The organism is Pseudomonas carassii (assembly GCF_036324045.1).
In the GTDB taxonomy this organism is placed as follows: Bacteria; Pseudomonadota; Gammaproteobacteria; order Pseudomonadales; family Pseudomonadaceae; genus Aquipseudomonas; species Aquipseudomonas peradeniyensis.
In genome coordinates this window covers 51,409-66,773 of the sequence record NZ_JAZDCT010000005.1, presented here as the reverse complement: position 1 = coordinate 66,773, position 15,365 = coordinate 51,409, and the positions used below count along the sequence as shown (strand labels likewise).

15 protein-coding genes are annotated in these 15,365 nt (G+C 63.3%); 10 read left to right on the top strand and 5 right to left on the bottom strand.

Annotated features, from left to right (window positions below; genetic code table 11):
• Nucleotides 1-137: 137 nt before the first annotated feature.
• Both V0R62_RS05360 and V0R62_RS05355 read right to left on the bottom strand, forming a co-directional pair.
• A complete protein-coding gene (locus V0R62_RS05360; protein ID WP_028689219.1) occupies nt 138-776 on the bottom strand; it encodes a peroxiredoxin in 639 nt (212 codons plus the stop codon).
• 164 nt (nt 777-940) lie between these two features.
• Nucleotides 941-2,269 (bottom strand): OprD family porin, encoded by a 1,329-nt coding sequence (locus V0R62_RS05355; protein ID WP_110735539.1) that lies wholly within the window; start codon nt 2,267-2,269, stop codon nt 941-943.
• A gap of 540 nt (nt 2,270-2,809) precedes the next feature.
• On the opposite strand from V0R62_RS05355, the gene tauA reads away from it, so the two are divergent.
• The 4 genes from tauA to tauD are packed head-to-tail and all read left to right on the top strand — an operon-like array spanning nt 2,810 to nt 6,292.
• Nucleotides 2,810-3,781 (top strand): taurine ABC transporter substrate-binding protein, encoded by a 972-nt coding sequence (tauA, locus tag V0R62_RS05350; protein WP_330103010.1) that lies wholly within the window; start codon nt 2,810-2,812, stop codon nt 3,779-3,781.
• Between the two features lie 13 nt (nt 3,782-3,794).
• Nucleotides 3,795-4,574 carry a taurine ABC transporter ATP-binding subunit gene (gene tauB, locus V0R62_RS05345; protein WP_330103009.1) on the top strand — a complete coding sequence of 260 codons (780 nt, stop codon included), beginning with the start codon at nt 3,795-3,797 and terminating at the stop codon, nt 4,572-4,574.
• On the top strand, nt 4,571-5,410 hold the full coding sequence (gene tauC / locus V0R62_RS05340) for a taurine ABC transporter permease TauC (RefSeq protein WP_330103008.1): 840 nt from the start codon (nt 4,571-4,573) through the stop codon (nt 5,408-5,410). The genes tauB and tauC overlap by 4 nt, the downstream gene beginning before the upstream one ends.
• Nucleotides 5,411-5,458: 48 nt before the next feature.
• Nucleotides 5,459-6,292: a taurine dioxygenase gene (gene tauD / locus V0R62_RS05335; protein WP_330103007.1), complete on the top strand. Its 834-nt coding sequence runs from the start codon at nt 5,459-5,461 to the stop codon at nt 6,290-6,292.
• A 100-nt stretch (nt 6,293-6,392) separates the two neighbouring features.
• Here tauD and betT read toward each other — a convergent pair whose 3' ends face one another.
• Together betT and epsC are read right to left on the bottom strand one after the other, a co-directional pair.
• The gene (gene betT, locus V0R62_RS05330) at nt 6,393-8,354 is read right to left on the bottom strand and encodes a choline transporter BetT (RefSeq protein ID WP_181427788.1); all 1,962 of its coding nucleotides are present in this window, start codon (nt 8,352-8,354) and stop codon (nt 6,393-6,395) included.
• A 255-nt stretch (nt 8,355-8,609) separates the two neighbouring features.
• Nucleotides 8,610-9,548 (bottom strand): serine O-acetyltransferase EpsC, encoded by a 939-nt coding sequence (gene epsC / locus V0R62_RS05325; RefSeq protein WP_330103006.1) that lies wholly within the window; start codon nt 9,546-9,548, stop codon nt 8,610-8,612.
• A gap of 282 nt (nt 9,549-9,830) precedes the next feature.
• Between epsC and tcyJ the strand changes: the two genes are divergently transcribed.
• Genes tcyJ through tcyN form a run of 3 tightly spaced genes read left to right on the top strand, consistent with a single transcriptional unit; the run spans nt 9,831 to nt 12,065 of the window.
• Entirely contained in the window at nt 9,831-10,637 is an 807-nt protein-coding gene (gene tcyJ, locus V0R62_RS05320) for a cystine ABC transporter substrate-binding protein (RefSeq protein WP_203649525.1), read from the top strand.
• Nucleotides 10,634-11,302, top strand: coding sequence for a cystine ABC transporter permease (tcyL, locus tag V0R62_RS05315; RefSeq protein ID WP_046857530.1), 669 nt, complete (start codon nt 10,634-10,636; stop codon nt 11,300-11,302). The genes tcyJ and tcyL overlap by 4 nt, the downstream gene beginning before the upstream one ends.
• A 1-nt stretch (nt 11,303) precedes the next feature.
• Entirely contained in the window at nt 11,304-12,065 is a 762-nt protein-coding gene (gene tcyN, locus V0R62_RS05310; protein WP_330103005.1) for an L-cystine ABC transporter ATP-binding protein TcyN, read from the top strand.
• Nucleotides 12,066-12,081: 16 nt separating this feature from the next.
• Here the strand turns inward: tcyN and V0R62_RS05305 are convergent, their stop codons facing one another.
• Nucleotides 12,082-12,732: a gamma-glutamylcyclotransferase gene (locus V0R62_RS05305; RefSeq protein WP_330103004.1), complete on the bottom strand. Its 651-nt coding sequence runs from the start codon at nt 12,730-12,732 to the stop codon at nt 12,082-12,084.
• Nucleotides 12,733-13,097: 365 nt separating this feature from the next.
• On the opposite strand from V0R62_RS05305, the gene V0R62_RS05300 reads away from it, so the two are divergent.
• Genes V0R62_RS05300 through V0R62_RS05290 form a run of 3 tightly spaced genes read left to right on the top strand, consistent with a single transcriptional unit; the run spans nt 13,098 to nt 15,363 of the window.
• Nucleotides 13,098-14,342, top strand: a complete 1,245-nt coding sequence (locus V0R62_RS05300) for a type II and III secretion system protein family protein (protein WP_330103003.1) — start codon at nt 13,098-13,100, stop codon at nt 14,340-14,342.
• 26 nt (nt 14,343-14,368) lie between these two features.
• On the top strand, nt 14,369-15,100 hold the full coding sequence (locus V0R62_RS05295; protein ID WP_330103002.1) for a tetratricopeptide repeat protein: 732 nt from the start codon (nt 14,369-14,371) through the stop codon (nt 15,098-15,100).
• A gap of 2 nt (nt 15,101-15,102) precedes the next feature.
• A complete protein-coding gene (locus V0R62_RS05290) occupies nt 15,103-15,363 on the top strand; it encodes a DUF3613 domain-containing protein (protein ID WP_186716369.1) in 261 nt (86 codons plus the stop codon).
• Nucleotides 15,364-15,365 lie beyond the last annotated feature (2 nt).

Below are 15,365 nucleotides of genomic sequence, written 5' to 3'. Positions count from 1 at the left end.
GGTGCTGTGCCCCCCTTTCGCGGCACAAGGCCGCTCCTACAGGGGGCAGTGCACGCCTTTGCGGCAGGCATAAAAAAGGGCCGTCGAAACGGCCCGAAGATCCCTGCTTGGCTAAGAGCAATGCAACGAGGAATACCTCATCGATTCGGTTGCGGGGTCAGTCGCAGATAGGGTTTCACCGCCCGATACCCTTTCGGGAAGCGCCGTTTGATTTCGTCCTCGTCCTTGAGCGACGGCACGATCACTACCTCGTCGCCGTCCTGCCAGTTGCCTGGCGTGGCGACCTTGTAGTTGTCGGTCAGCTGCAGCGAGTCGATCACCCGCAGGATCTCGTTGAAGTTGCGCCCGGTACTGGCCGGATAGGTGATGGTCAGGCGCACCTTCTTGTTCGGGTCGATGACGAACAGCGAGCGCACGGTCAGGGTGTCGCTGGCGTTGGGGTGGATCAGGTCGTACAGGTCGGAGACCTTGCGGTCGGCGTCGGCGATTATCGGGAAGTTGACCACGGTGTTCTGGGTCTCGTTGATGTCATCGATCCATTTATGGTGCGAGTCGACCGGGTCCACCGACAGAGCGATGGCTTTCACGCCACGCTTGGCGAAGTCTTCCTTGAGCTTGGCGGTCAGGCCCAGCTCGGTGGTGCACACCGGGGTGAAGTCGGCCGGGTGGGAGAACAGCACGCCCCAGCTGTCGCCCAGCCATTCGTGGAAACGGATCTTGCCGGCGCTGGAATCCTGTTCGAAATCGGGGGCGATATCGCCGAGTTTGAGGCTCATGAAAGCGGCTCCTGTGCTGTGTCTGGCCTTGTGGGTTCAATGTGCCTGCTTCCGAATAAAAACAAAAAGAATAAATATCAATTTATTTATAACCAGATTGCATACGGATTCGCAGACACAAAAAAGCCTCGCACTAGGCGAGGCTTTCTTTGTGCAGCTACGACTTACATGAAGGCGTAAGTGTAGTTGACGATGAAGCGAGTCTGGTCCTGGTCGGCTGCGGAACCCGAACCAGTACCACGGTAGACACCCTGGCGCAGGCTGAAGCCCAGGCCTTTGAGGGCGCCGCTTTGCAGAACGTAATCAACACGTGCGTCACGCTCCCATTCGCTGAAGGTGCCATGGCCATTGGTGGCACGGCCATCTTCACCGCGCAGGTAGGCGACGGAGGCTTTCAGGCCCGGCACACCCAGGCGAGCGAAGTCGTAGGAGTACTGACCGAAGGTGGTGTTTTCACCGGCCTTGGCGAACTGGTTGATCATACTGTCGGTGAACAGATAGAAGCTTGCGCCGCCAGCACCTTCGTCGACCAGGCTGCCTTGGTTCAGCCAGACGAAACCACCATCATCGCTGACCTGCTGGTGGCCCAGCATCAGTGCATGGCCACCGAGGGTGTAAGTGAACATGGCCGACCAGGTCTTGTTGTCGACCTCGCCTGGGTTCTTGGCGTAGCCGTTGTTGTTCTTGAACTCGTAACCGGCTTCACCGTTCTTGCCGTCCTTGCTGCTCTTGAAGTAGCGCAGGTCAGTCTTGAACGACTGGTCGTCAGCGATCTGGAACACGTGAGTCGCGCCCAGGAAGTGCTGCTTGTAGAAGTCTTCCAGGTTCGAGTAGTAGTACTGCAGGGTCAGGTCCTTGGTGACCTTCCAGTCAGCACCGGCGTAGCGGAACTTGTTGCTTTCCTGCGTAGCGCCCTGCACCGACAGACCAGTGCGGTTGCTCGACGAACGACCCATAGCGTGGGTCAGCTGACCGGCATTGAGGGTCAGGTTGTCGATCTCTTTCGAAGAGATGGTGCCACCTTCAAAGGTTTGTGGCAGCAGACGACCATCGTTGGACACGAGGATTGGCAGGTTAGGTGCCAGTGCGCTACCGAAGTGCGCCTCGGTCTTGGAGAAACGAGCCTTTGCATTGGCGCCCAGACGTGCCCACTGCTTCTCGGCAGAGCCGTCGGAGTCACTAGGGAAGAAGCTGCTGCCGTTCTGGTGGTAGCCCTTGCCGCCATCCAGGTGGATACCCCACAGGGCTTGAGCGTCCACACCAAAGCCAACGGTGCCTTCGGTGAAGCCGGAGATGTAGTCAAGCTTGAAACCTTGACCGGACTCACGCACGTCAGGACGTGGCTTGCTACCAGGCGCTTCACGGTTATCGTTGTTGAAGTACATGGTGCGCGAGCTCAGGGACAGCTTGCTGTCCTCGACGAAACCTGCAGCGCCTGCTTGTTGGGCGAGAACCCCCAGTGCCACGGCCAGGGCCAGGCTGGACTTGTACATGTTTTGCTCCTCTACGTTCTAATTTTTGTGCCTCTCAAGCGGCGGGATCTGCTGCCCCACTCGCCCGGATTGGCGATTTAGCACCAATGCGTGACCGCCAAGTCAATCGCTAACGATCGATCTGCGACTTTGGTCTAATCCGCCGATCTGCGCTACAGGATAATGACAATCCTATAAATCCAAAATGACCGTTTTATGAATCTGTAAGATTTTTACGGAATAACATCGGAACCATTCCTACGAAACGTTGTATCGACGACGTCAATCATACCTTTAGGTTATGTGCAAACGTTTGCCGAGCTGTCGACCAACGGTCCCCCCGCAGGAACCGAACAAGACTAGCCGTCTTGAGCGATTCCGCCAGCTTCGCCCCCGCTTGTTGAAGCCCCCTTGACCTGCGATGAAAACGGCCCCGCAACCAGCACGGGGGTCAGAGCGTTTGGCTTTTAAGCTAAGTCCAAAAAGTTATTTATTTACTGTTTCTTAGATCATCTAGTCTTCTCGCCATCCACCCCAGAATGCCTGACGAGAGGTTCAACCATGATCCCGCATGCTCCGCTGCGCCTGTTCGCCGCCCTGACCCTCGCCAGTGCCAGCTGGCTGGCCCAGGCCGCCGACCTGACCGTCGCCTACCAGACCACCGTCGACCCGGCCAAGGTGGCCCAGGTCGATGGCACCTATGAAAAGGACAGCAAGGCCAGCATCGACTGGCGCAAGTTCGACAATGGCGCCGATGTGATCACCGCCGTCGCCTCGGGCGACGTGCAGATCGGCTACCTCGGCTCCAGCCCGCTGGCCGCCGCCGCCACCCGCAAGCTGCCGGTCGAGACCTTCCTGATCGCCACCCAGATCGGCGCCGGCGAGGCCCTGGTCGCCCGCGACAGCATCAAGACTCCGCAGGACCTGATCGGCAAGAAAGTCGCCGTGCCGTTCGTTTCCACCGGCCACTACAGCCTGCTGGCCGCACTGAAGAGCTGGAACATCGACCCGTCGAAAGTGCAGATCCTCAACCTCGCCCCGCCGGCGATCATCGCCGCCTGGAAACGCGGCGACATCGACGCCACCTACGTCTGGGACCCGGCCCTGGGCGTGGCCAAGGAGAACGGCAAGGTGCTGATCACTTCGGGCGAGCTGGCCGAGAAAGGCGCGCCGACCTTCGATGCCTGGATCGTGCGCAAGGACTTCGCCGCCAAGCACCCGGAAATCGTCAAGTCATTCGCCAAGGTCACCCTCGACGCCTATGCCGACTACCGCAAGGACCCGAAAGCCTGGCTGGCCGACAAGGACAACGTCGCCAAGCTGGTCAAGCTGTCCGGCGCCAAACCGGCCGATATCCCGGTGCTGCTGCAGGGCAACGTCTACCCGCTGGCCGCCGACCAGGCCAGCGCACTGGGCGCGCCGACCACCCAGGCACTGACCGACACCGCCACCTTCCTCAAGCAACAGGGCAAGGTCGACGCCGTGCTGCCCGACTACTCGCCCTACGTCAGCGCCCAATACCTGCCCAACTGATCCGGAGCCCGTCATGGCCTTGCTTGAACTGGAGCGCATCAGCGCACAGTACCCCGGCGCCACCACCCCGGTGCTGGCCGACATCAACCTGAGCCTGGGCCCGCGCCAGCTGCTGGTGGCTCTCGGGCCATCCGGCAGCGGCAAGACCTCGCTGCTCAACCTGATCGCCGGCTTCGTCGCCCCCAGCGGCGGGCGCATCAGCCTCGACGGCGCGCCGGTGCAAGGCCCGGGCGCCGAGCGTGGGGTGGTATTCCAGGACGATGCCCTGCTGCCCTGGCAGGACGTGCTCGGCAACGTCGCCTTCGGCCTCGAGCTGGCCGGCGTGCCCCGTGCCCAGCGTGAAGCCAAGGCCCGCGATATGCTGGCGCTGGTCGACCTGGCCGGCTTCGGCGAGCGACGCATCTGGCAATTGTCCGGTGGGCAGAAGCAGCGCGTGGGCCTGGCCCGGGCGCTGGCCGCCGACCCGCGGGTGCTGTTGATGGACGAGCCGTTCGGCGCCCTCGATGCCTTCACCCGCGAACAGATGCAGGAGCTGCTGCTGCAGGTCTGGCAGCGCACCGCCAAGCCGGTGTTCCTGATCACCCACGACATCGAGGAAGCGGTGTTCCTCGCCACCGAGCTGGTGCTGCTGGCACCCAATCCGGGGCGCGTGGTCGAGCGCCTGCAGCTGGACTTCGGCCAGCGCTACGCCGCTGGCGAGTCGGCCCGGGCGATCAAGTCCGATCCCCGTTTCATCGAAACCCGCGAGCACGTGCTGGCGCGGGTGTTCTCGCAACGTCAGGAGTCCGCATGAGCAGCATCGAATTGCCGGCCGCCGCCAAGCAGGCACAACGCACGCCTCCTGTCGTGAAGACCCGCAAGCCCTTGTCGACCCGCTGGATCAGCGCCCTCACCCTGGCCACCCTGCTGCTGGCGTGGTGGCTGGTGACCGCCGCCGGCTGGATCGAACCCCTGTTCCTGCCCTCGCCCGCCGACATCCTGGCCAAGGGCTGGACGCTGCTCACCCAGGGCTACATGGATGCCAGCCTGTGGCAGCACCTGGGCGCGAGCCTGGGCCGTATTGGCCTGGCGCTGGTGGCGGCGACCCTGACCGCCATCCCCGTCGGCCTGGCCATCGGCTACAACCGCGTGGCCCGCGGCATCCTCGACCCGCTGATCGAGTTCTACCGACCGATTCCGCCACTGGCCTACCTGCCGCTGATCGTCATCTGGTGCGGTATCGGCGAGCTGTCGAAGGTGCTGCTGATCTACCTGGCGATCTTCGCCCCGATCGCCATCGCCACCGCCACCGGCGTGCGCACCGTCGACCCGGCCAAGCTACGCGCCGCGCAGTCGCTGGGGGCCACCCGGGCGCAACTGATCCGCCATGTGATCCTGCCCAGCGCCCTGCCCGACATCCTCACCGGCATCCGCATCGGCCTCGGCGTGGGCTGGTCGACCCTGGTCGCCGCCGAGCTGATCGCCGCCACCAGCGGCCTGGGCTTCATGGTGCAGTCGGCGGCGCAGTTCCTGGTCACCGACGTGGTGGTGCTAGGAATCCTGCTGATCGCCCTGATCGCCTTCGCCCTGGAGATGGGCCTGCGTGCCCTGCAGCGCAAGCTGGTGCCCTGGCATGGCCAGAGCCATTGACCCACGAATGACCACGCCGGCAACCCGGCACCTGGAACGAGAAAAGACATGAGCCTGACCGTTACCCCCTTGAGCCCGGCACTGGGCGCGCAGATCAGCGGCGTGGACATCAGCCGCGATATCACCCACGAACAGCGTGACGCCATCGAGCAGGCGCTGCTCGAACACCAGGTGCTGTTCTTCCGCGACCAACCGATCACCCCCGAGCAGCAGGCCCGTTTCGCCGCCCGCTTCGGCGACCTGCACATCCATCCGATCTACCCCAATGTGCCGCAGACGCCGCAGGTACTGATTCTCGACACCGCAGTCACCGATGTGCGCGACAACGCCGTCTGGCACACCGACGTGACCTTCCTGCCGACCCCGGCACTGGGCGCGGTGCTCAGCGCCAAGCAGCTGCCGGCCTTTGGTGGCGACACCCTGTGGGCCAGCGGGATCGCCGCGTTTGAGGCGCTGTCGGCGCCGCTGCGCACGATGCTCGACGGCCTGACCGCCACCCACGATTTCACCAAGTCATTCCCGCTGGAGCGCTTCGGTACCACGCCCGAGGATCTGGCGCGCTGGGAAGCCACCCGGCGCAACAACCCGCCGCTGTCGCACCCGGTGGTGCGCACCCATCCGGTCAGCGGGCGCAAGGCATTGTTCGTCAATGAGGGGTTCACCACGCGGATCAACGAGCTGAACGAGCAGGAGAGCGAGGCACTGCTCAAGCTGCTGTTCGCCCATGCGACGCGGCCGGAGTTCAGCATTCGCTGGCGTTGGCAGGAAAACGACGTGGCGTTCTGGGACAACCGCGTGACCCAGCACTTTGCGGTGGATGACTACCGGCCCAATCGGCGGGTGATGCATCGGGCGACCATTCTGGGGGATGCGCCGTTCTGAGGTTTCCTGTGCGGGCCTCTTCGCGGGACAAGCCCGCTCCTACAGGGATCGCGTAACCCTTGTAGGAGCGGGCTTGTCCCGCGAAGAGGCCGGAACAGGCTTACCTGACCAGATGCAGGTACTGCATGTGCCGCTCGTACTGGTCGAGGATGTCGTTGATGATCTGCTCCTTGCTGTAGCCCACCAGATCATAGTTCTGGCTGCCTTCGCTCAAGTGCACCTCCGCTCGGTAGTAACGGCGGTTCTTCAACTCCTGCGTCCCCAGCCCACCCAGGGCGAACGACGGCGTGAAGTAGCCACGCATCTGCACCTGGTAGATGAACGGCTGCTCCTCGCCATGGCCGATCTTCAGGCTGACGTTGTCGTGGCTCGGGTCGTCCTGGGTGATCAGCACCAGCCCCTTCTGCTCGAACACCTCGCGCACCTCGGCGATCGCCGGACGCACCACGTCGTCCATGAAGCGATACACCTCGTCCCGCGACGGGAAGTGCACGGCCTGGCTCAGCCGCTGGCGCCAACCACCACGCCCACGCCGGGACTGGGCGAACGGCGCCAGCGAGTGCATCTGCGCGATCTGCCGCTGGCTTTCCAGGTAGAAGGCCTTGTGCAGCCCCCACATCATGCACAGCAGGATGAGCGAGAACGGCAGCGAGGTCAGCACCACCGCCGACTTCAGCGAGTCGATGCTACCGGCGAACAGCAGCGCGCTGGTGATCAGCGCGGTCATCGCGCCCCAGAAGATGCGCAGCCAGTTCGGACCATCTTCGTCGGCGCCGCCGCCCTTGGCTGACAGCGTCGACAGCACCACCGTGCCGGAGTCGGCCGAGGTGACGAAGAACACGAAGCTGATGAACACCGTCACGGCGATCACCGTCTTGCTCCACGGGTAGGTTTCCAGCAGCAGGTACAGGCTCATCGACGGGTTGTCGATGGCCGACTGCCCCAGCGCGGTCATGCCGTGGTTGATCACCTGATCCAGGGCGCTGTTGCCGAAGATCGACATCCACGCCAGGGTGAAGCCCAGCGGGATCAGCAACACGCCGAAGACGAACTCGCGGATGGTCCGGCCCCGGGAGATGCGCGCGATGAACAGGCCCACGAACGGCGCCCAGGCAATCCACCAGGCCCAGTAGAACACCGTCCAGCCACCCAGCCAGTCGCGTTGCTCGCCGTAGGCGTACACATCGAAGCTCTTACGCGGCAAGGCGCCCAGGTAGTCACCCAGGTTCTGGATCAAGGTGTTGAACAGGTGCTGGGTGGGCCCGGCGAACAGCACGAACAGCAGCAGCGCGCAGGCCAGGAACAGGTTGATGTCGCTCATCACCCGCACGCCCTTCTCCACCCCGGCGACCGCCACGGCCACCGCCGCGCCCATCATCAGGGTGATGAGGATCACCTGCACCCACTGGCTGTGACTGATGCCGAACAGGTAGTCGAGGCCGGCGTTCAGGTGCAGCACGCCGAAGCCCATGTCGGCGCCCAGGCCGAACACCGTGGCGATGATGCCGAAGCCGTCCACCGCATAGCCGATCGGGCCGTTGATGCGTTTGCCGATCAGCGGGTACAGCGCCGAGCGCAGGGCCAGCGGCAGGTTGTGCCGGTAGGCGAAGTAGGCCAGCGCCATGCCGACGAAGGCGAACACGCCCCAGCCGTGCAGGCCCCAGTGCAGGAACAGGATCTGCATCGCCTGGCGCCCGGCCTCGGCCGTGCCTGCCTCGCCCTGAGGCGGCTGGAGCATGTGGGTCAGCGGCTCGGAGACGCAGAAGAAGAACAGGGTGATGCTGATGCCGGCGGCGAACAGCATGCCGGCCCAGGACAGATAGCTGAACTCGGGCTCGTCGTGGTCGGCGCCGAGCTTGATCTTGCCATAGCCGGACAAGGCGGTGACCACCACGAAGACCAGGTACAGGGTCATGGCCAGCATGTAGTACCAGCCGACGGTGTTGGCCGCCCAGTTCTGCGCCGCCAGCAGCCAGTCGCCGGCGGCCTGGGGCTGGGCGATGACGATGAGTCCGAAGAGGAGGATGAAGCTTGCCGCGAAGTAGAACACGGGGGGGTTCATGCGGATCTTGCCGTTGGCAAGGTCGGGGGTCGGTGCACTCATTGAACGGGCACCTCGTCGAAGGACGTGAGGTTCGGATTGAACGGGTTCAGCAAAGGCGATTCCTCCTTTTGAACACCGGCAATGGACCAGCGTTTTTCGTTGAACAAGCGTTCAAGTTAAACATGGATCGGATTTCAATGCGACCCGATGCCGCTCCAGGATAGGTCGACGTGGGAACGGGCTTGCCCGCTCCCACGCGACATAACCCCTGAGTTAGAGGGCTTTCTTGCCCTCGCAATCCAGCTGCAGGTTAGCCTGGGTAATGTTGCTTTCAGCCGGCACGCTGCGGGTCAGCCACACGTTGCCGCCGATGGTCGAGCCCTTGCCGATGGTGATCCTTCCGAGAATGGTCGCTCCCGCGTAGATCACCACGTCGTCCTCGACGATCGGGTGACGTGCCAGGCCCTTGTGCAGGGTGCCCGACTCGTCGCTGGGGAAGCGCTTGGCGCCCAGGGTCACGGCCTGGTAGATACGCACCCGCTCACCGATGATCGCGGTCTCGCCGATCACCACGCCGGTGCCGTGGTCGATGAAGAAGCTCGGGCCGATCTGTGCGCCGGGGTGGATGTCGATGCCGGTGGCCGAGTGCGCCAGCTCCGAGCTGATCCGCGCCAGCAGCGGCAGGCCGGCCCGGTACAGGTGGTGGGCCAGGCGGTGGTGGATGATCGCCAGGATGCCCGGGTAGCACAGCAGCACCTCGTCGACGCTGCGCGCCGCCGGGTCGCCGTGGTAGGCGGCGAGCACGTCGGTGTCCAGCAGCACGCGCAGGGCCGGCAGGGCCGCGGCGAAGTCCTGGATCAGGCGCAGGGCGTGGCCATCGACATCGACCACTTCGGTCTTGCCATGGCGCGCCGCGTAGCGCAGTTCCAGGCGGGCCTGGGCCAGCAGCGCGGTGAGCGCGGCGTCGAGGGTGTGGCCGACGTAGAAGTCTTCGCTCTCCTCACGCAGATCCACCGGGCCCAGGCGCATGGGGAACAGCGCGCCGCACAGCTGCTCGAGAATCTGCCGCAGCGCCTCGCGCGACGGCAGCTCGCGCCCGCCCTGCTCGCCGCTGCTGCGGCCGTTGCTGCTGCGCCACTGCTCACGGGCGCTGCGCAGGCCACTGACGATGCCCTGCAGTTGCCAGTGCCCGGTTGATGGTTGTTCGCTCACGGTGTTTCTCCTGCCAGGCGGCTTTCTCGATATGCCCACGTCCCCTGGAACGGCCCTTTCGCGGCACAAGGCCGCTCCTACAGGGAGGGTGTAAGCCACGATACGTCAAATCTGCCTCTTGGAAAAAACAACGCTTTATTCCATCCTGAGCTAAGTCGGGCATAAGCGACTGCAAAATGCAGAAACGGGAATAACAACCTGATTTTTTATTATTTCCCGACCTATGAAGCCCACCTCTATAGTCGCCACCTCACTACTTCCACAACAAGCGCGGGGCCTGCCATGACCAAATTCGCCAAACCCCTTCTCAACGCCAGCCTGGCGCTCCTGCTCGGCGCCGGCCTGCTCGGCCAGGCCTTCGCCGGCGAGCAGTTGAAGACCATCCAGGAGAAAGGCGTGATCAACGTCGGCCTGGAAGGCACCTACCCACCCTTCAGCTTCCAGGACGAGAACGGCAAGCTGGCCGGCTTTGAAGTCGAACTGTCCGAACTGCTGGCCAAGGAGCTGGGGGTCAAGGCCAAGGTCCAGCCGACCAAGTGGGACGGCATCCTCGCCGCCCTGGAGTCCAAGCGCCTGGACGTGGTGATCAACCAGGTGACCATCTCCGAAGAGCGCAAGAAGAAGTACGACTTCTCCGAGCCCTACACCGTTTCCGGTATCCAGGCCCTGGTGCTCAAGGGCAGCGACAACGAGAAGAACATCAAGACCGCTGCCGACCTCGGTGGCAAGAAGGTCGGCGTCGGCCTGGGCACCAACTACGAGCAATGGGTGAAACAGGACGTGCCGACAGCCGATGTCCGCACCTACGAAGACGACCCGACCAAATTCGCCGACCTGCGCAACGGCCGTATCGACGCCATCCTGATCGACCGCCTGGCCGCGCTCGAGTACGTGCAGAAAACCGCCAAGGACAAGAAACCGACCGCGCTGGCCGGCGAGAAATTCTCCAAGCTGGAATCGGGCGTAGCCCTGCGCAAGGGCGAGCCTGAACTGCTCGCGGCGCTAAACAAGGCCATCGACAAGCTCAAGGCCGACGGCACGCTGGCCAAGCTGTCCGAGAAATACTTCGGTGCCGATGTCACCAAATGATCGCTGAAAGCCTGCAACTCGTTGTCGATTCCGCGCCCTTCCTGCTCAAGGGCGCGGGCTATACCGTGCTGCTCAGTGTCGGCGGCATGTTCTTCGGCCTGGTGCTGGGCTTTGCCCTGGCGCTGATGCGCCTGTCGAAGATCCTGCCGCTGGACTGGCTCGCCCGCATCTACGTGTCGTTCTTCCGCGGCACCCCGCTGCTGGTGCAGCTGTTCGTGATCTACTTCGGCCTGCCGCAGATCGGCATCGAGCTTGACCCGATCCCGGCATCGCTGATCGGCCTGTCGCTGAACATGGCGGCGTATATCTGCGAAATCCTCCGCGCGGCGATCTCCTCGATCGACCGTGGCCAGTGGGAAGCGGCAGCCAGCATCGGCATGACCCGCACCCAGGCCATGCGCCGGGCGATTCTGCCGCAAGCCCTGCGCACCGCCCTGCCGCCGCTGGGCAACAGCTTCATCTCGCTGGTCAAGGACACCGCCCTGGCGGCGACCATCCAGGTGCCCGAGCTGTTCCGCCAGGCGCAGTTGATCACCGCCCGGACCTTCGAGGTCTTCACCATGTACCTGGCTGTCGCGGTGGTCTACTGGATCCTCTGCAGCATCCTGGCGCACTTCCAGAACCGCATGGAAGCGCGGGTCAACCAGCACGACCAGGAGCACTGAGATGATCGTAGTAGAAGGCCTGAGCAAGCAGTTCAAGGGCCATACCGTGCTCAACGGCATCGACCTGACCGTGCAACCCGGCGAGGTGGTCGCCATCATCGGCCCCAGCGGCTCGGGCAAGACCACCTTCCTGCGTTGCCTGAACCTGCTGGAAACCCCTGATGCCGGGCGCATCCAGATCGGCGACATCAGTATCGACGCCAATCGCCCGCTGGGCGGCCAGCAGGGTGCGATCCGCCGCCTGCGCCAGCAGGCCGGATTCGTGTTCCAGAACTTCAACCTGTTTCCCCACCGCACCGCCCTGGAAAACGTCATCGAAGGGCCGGTGATCGTCAAGAAGACGCCCCGCGACAAGGCCATCGAGCTGGCCAGGTGCCTGCTGGCCAAGGTCGGCCTGGCGGGCAAGGAAGACGCCTACCCGCGCCGCCTGTCCGGCGGCCAGCAGCAGCGGGTAGCCATCGCCCGCGCCCTGGCCATGGAACCCGAAGTGATCCTGTTCGACGAACCCACCTCGGCGCTCGACCCGGAACTGGTGGGCGAGGTGCTGGAGACCATCCGCGGCCTGGCCGAGGAAAAGCGCACCATGATCATCGTCACCCACGAAATGAGCTTTGCCCGCGATGTCGCCAACCGGGTGATCTTCTTCGACAAGGGCGTGATCGTCGAGCAGGGCGAGGCCAAGGCGCTGTTCGCCAACCCCAAGGAAGAGCGCACCCGTCAGTTCCTGCGCAAGTTCCTCGGCACCGCCGCCGGCCAGGAATGAGCCCGATGCGCGGGGCTCACACCTCGCGCAGGTTGTGGCAACGCCTGAAACGGGCTTCCAGGTTGCGATCGGGCATCTGGTGGCTGCGCAGGGCGTTGAGGGTCTGCTCCACGTAATCGCGCGTCGTGCCGTAGCGCCCCTTGGCGCTGGCGAGGATCTGGCTGAGCAGGGTGTCCGGCAGGTTGCCCGCGTAGCACGGCAGGTGCCGTTCCAGCACGAAGCCCAGGGCCTGGACCTTGCTGCCGTCGCTCAGGCGGCAGCTGAGCCAGTGTGGGCGATAGGCCGGGAAAGGCATTTCCCGTTGCCACAGGGCCATCAGCGAATCATCCAGGTTGCTGTCATCCAGACGGTAGGCGAAACCGCTGCAGGAACCGCCACGGTCCAGGCCAAACACCAGGCCCGGGCATTCCGGAGTGCCGCGATGCTCGTGAGACCACAGGTACAGGCCGCGATGGTAGCCATGCACCCGTGCCCGCTGACGCTCGACCGAATTGCATTCGGGGCGCCAGATCAGCGAGCCGTAGGCGAACAGCCAGACCGGGCCGCCTTCGTGCAGAGACATGGTTTCCTGCATCGAGCGCTGCAGTTGTTCGCGGGTCAACTGCTGCCCGAAGTCGAGTGACGGCGGATAGGCTATTTGCCAGGATGAACTTTCAAGTGTCGACATGAGCTGCCGCCATAGGGGTCAATCAATCCTGCGCATCTTCACAGAGTCGACAACGCGAACTGCATGCTCCGTTGCACCTTGTTCTCGGACAAACCCCGGAAGATCCAAAGTGAGGTCTTTTCTTTGAAATGATCTTCGGCTGGATCCTAGGCTAAACGCAAGGACAGCGTCCAGTGAACAAGCGATCCCCGGCTCCGACGAATGGTATTTTCCCAATTAATAGCATTTTGACCTTTCTGCGCTAACGTCAGATAACAACGACGTTTGTTCGAACCAGTGACGTGCCCATGCCCGGGTTCCCTGGCCGAACACTAGGTTTGAGCGGGCCTCAATATCCAGACCTAAACCAGACAAGGAAGCAGTGAATGGACAGTGATTGCGTGAAAGTACTCAAACGCGTTGCATGGACGTTGATCTTCACTGGACTGTCCACAAACATCGCCCAGGCCGCCCCCGGCAATTGCTCTGCATTGTCCGCCCTGCCGGCGGTGATCGAGGTCGGCGAAGGTATGCAGAAGGTGATGAATTCTGAGGTTGCCATCACGCGTCTGGCTGTCGGCGATCCGAAAGTCGCCGACGTTCAGACCTATGGTAAAAATGATGCGTACCTGCTGACCGGCATCGCCTCCGGTGCCACCAGCCTGATGGTCTGGACTGCCTGCTCCAGCGCCCCGCGCCAAAGCATGGTGTTCGTCCAGGGCAAGGGGGCCGGCTCGCTGATGAGCACGGCGTTACCGCCGTCGGAAGACCCCTCGCTGCCCAGCCAGGTGCAAACCGACATCCGCTTCGTCGAAGTCAGCCGTACCAAGCTCAAGGAAGCCAGTACCTCGATCTTCGGCAAAGGCGGAAGCTTCCTGTTCGGCTCCCCGGGCACCGTCCCGCTGGTGACCGTGTCGCCCGGCCAACTCGGTAACACAGCCACCGCCATCCCGCTGGACAACAGGACGTTCAACATCGGCATCGGCGGCGGCAAAGTGCTCGGGCTGATCAACGCGCTCGAAGGCAGTGGCTTCGCCTACACGTTGGCGCGGCCGAGCCTGGTGGCGCTCAGTGGTCAGAGCGCGAGCTTCCTGGCCGGGGGTGAGGTACCGATTCCGGTGCCCAGCAGCGGCAGCGACACCATCTCGATCGAGTACAAGGAGTTCGGTATTCGCCTGACCCTCACGCCAACCATCGTCGGACGTGACCGTATTGCCTTGAAAGTGGCGCCAGAGGTCAGCGAGCTCGACTACAACAACGGCGTGCGCATCGCGGGCATCACCGTACCGGCGCTGAGCGTGCGTCGCACCGACACCAGTATTTCCCTGGCCAACGGCGAGAGCTTCGTGATCAGTGGTTTGATCAGTACCAGCAACATTTCGTCGGTGAGCAAGTTCCCAGGTCTGGGCGATGTTCCGGTCCTGGGGGCGTTCTTCCGTGATTCCACCATCAGCCGCGAGGAAAAGGAACTGCTGATGATCGTCACCCCGCACCTGGTGCAACCGTTGGCGGCGAATGCCCGCCTGCCGTCGTTGCCGGGGGAAAACCTGCGTAACTACGACCCGAACTGGTTCCGCATGTATTTCCTCGAAGATGGTAACTTCGACCGGCTCAGTGGGTTGTCGCAATGAGCATCAGGGCCTTGCGGGAGCACAGGGTGAAAACACTGATCGCGGTGCTGGGATTGATGATGCTCGGTGGCTGCGCCTCCGATGGGGGCGGCAGATGGTCAAGCCTGGGAAGCGCCAGTTGCGCCAAACCGACCCCCGATCAGGAGCTGTCGCTGAGCATGGCCGACGACATGATCGGCGACGGCAAGTTGCACGCAGGCCTGGCCAACCTGCAGAACCTCCCTGAGGACCTTGCCGCAGTGCGCCTGCGCAAGGCCAAGATCTATCGCATGCTTGGCCAGAGTGAGGCCGAACCGCTGTATCGCAGCTTGCTCGGTACCTGCCTGACCGCTGAGGGCGAGCACGGCCTGGGTCAGTTGGCAACTTCCCGCGCCGACGCCGAGCAAGCGCTCGAACACTTGCAGCGCGCCGCGCGTCTGTCCCCCACCGACGAGAAGATTCGCAACGACCTGGGCGTGGTCTACCTCAAGCAACTGAAACTCAAGGAAGCCCGTTTCGAACTGATCACCGCCATGGAACTGAAGCCGTCCGACACCTTGGCAGCCAGCAACCTGGTGACCCTGCTGATTTACCAAGGCAACTGGAAGCAAGCCTCGGAGCTGGCCAGCCGTGCCGGCCTGAACCCCGAGCAAGTCACCCAGGCCAAGGAGCGTGCGGAAAAACTCAAGGCATCGACGACCGCCGCGGCGGTGCCCAGTGATCGTGTCACAACGGCCATCGAGCCGTCGGTTGCCAACCCGCCAACAACGCAGAGGTAGTGATGAAAAACAACCTAGCCAGTTGCCTGGGGCTGTTGCTCGTTCCGCTCGCAGCCCAGGCCATCGAACCCGGCCCTTCCTCGGAGCAACAGCAGCAAACCGAAGTCTGGCTGGTGCTGCAATCTCACGGCCAGGCCATGTCGCCCATCCGGCAAACGGCTGCGGCCAGTGAGCGCGACCTGGCCTTGCAGCGCTGGCTGGAGAGCTACAAACACGCCATCCCCGAATACTACAAGGAATATTCCGGCGGACAACGCAAGTAACC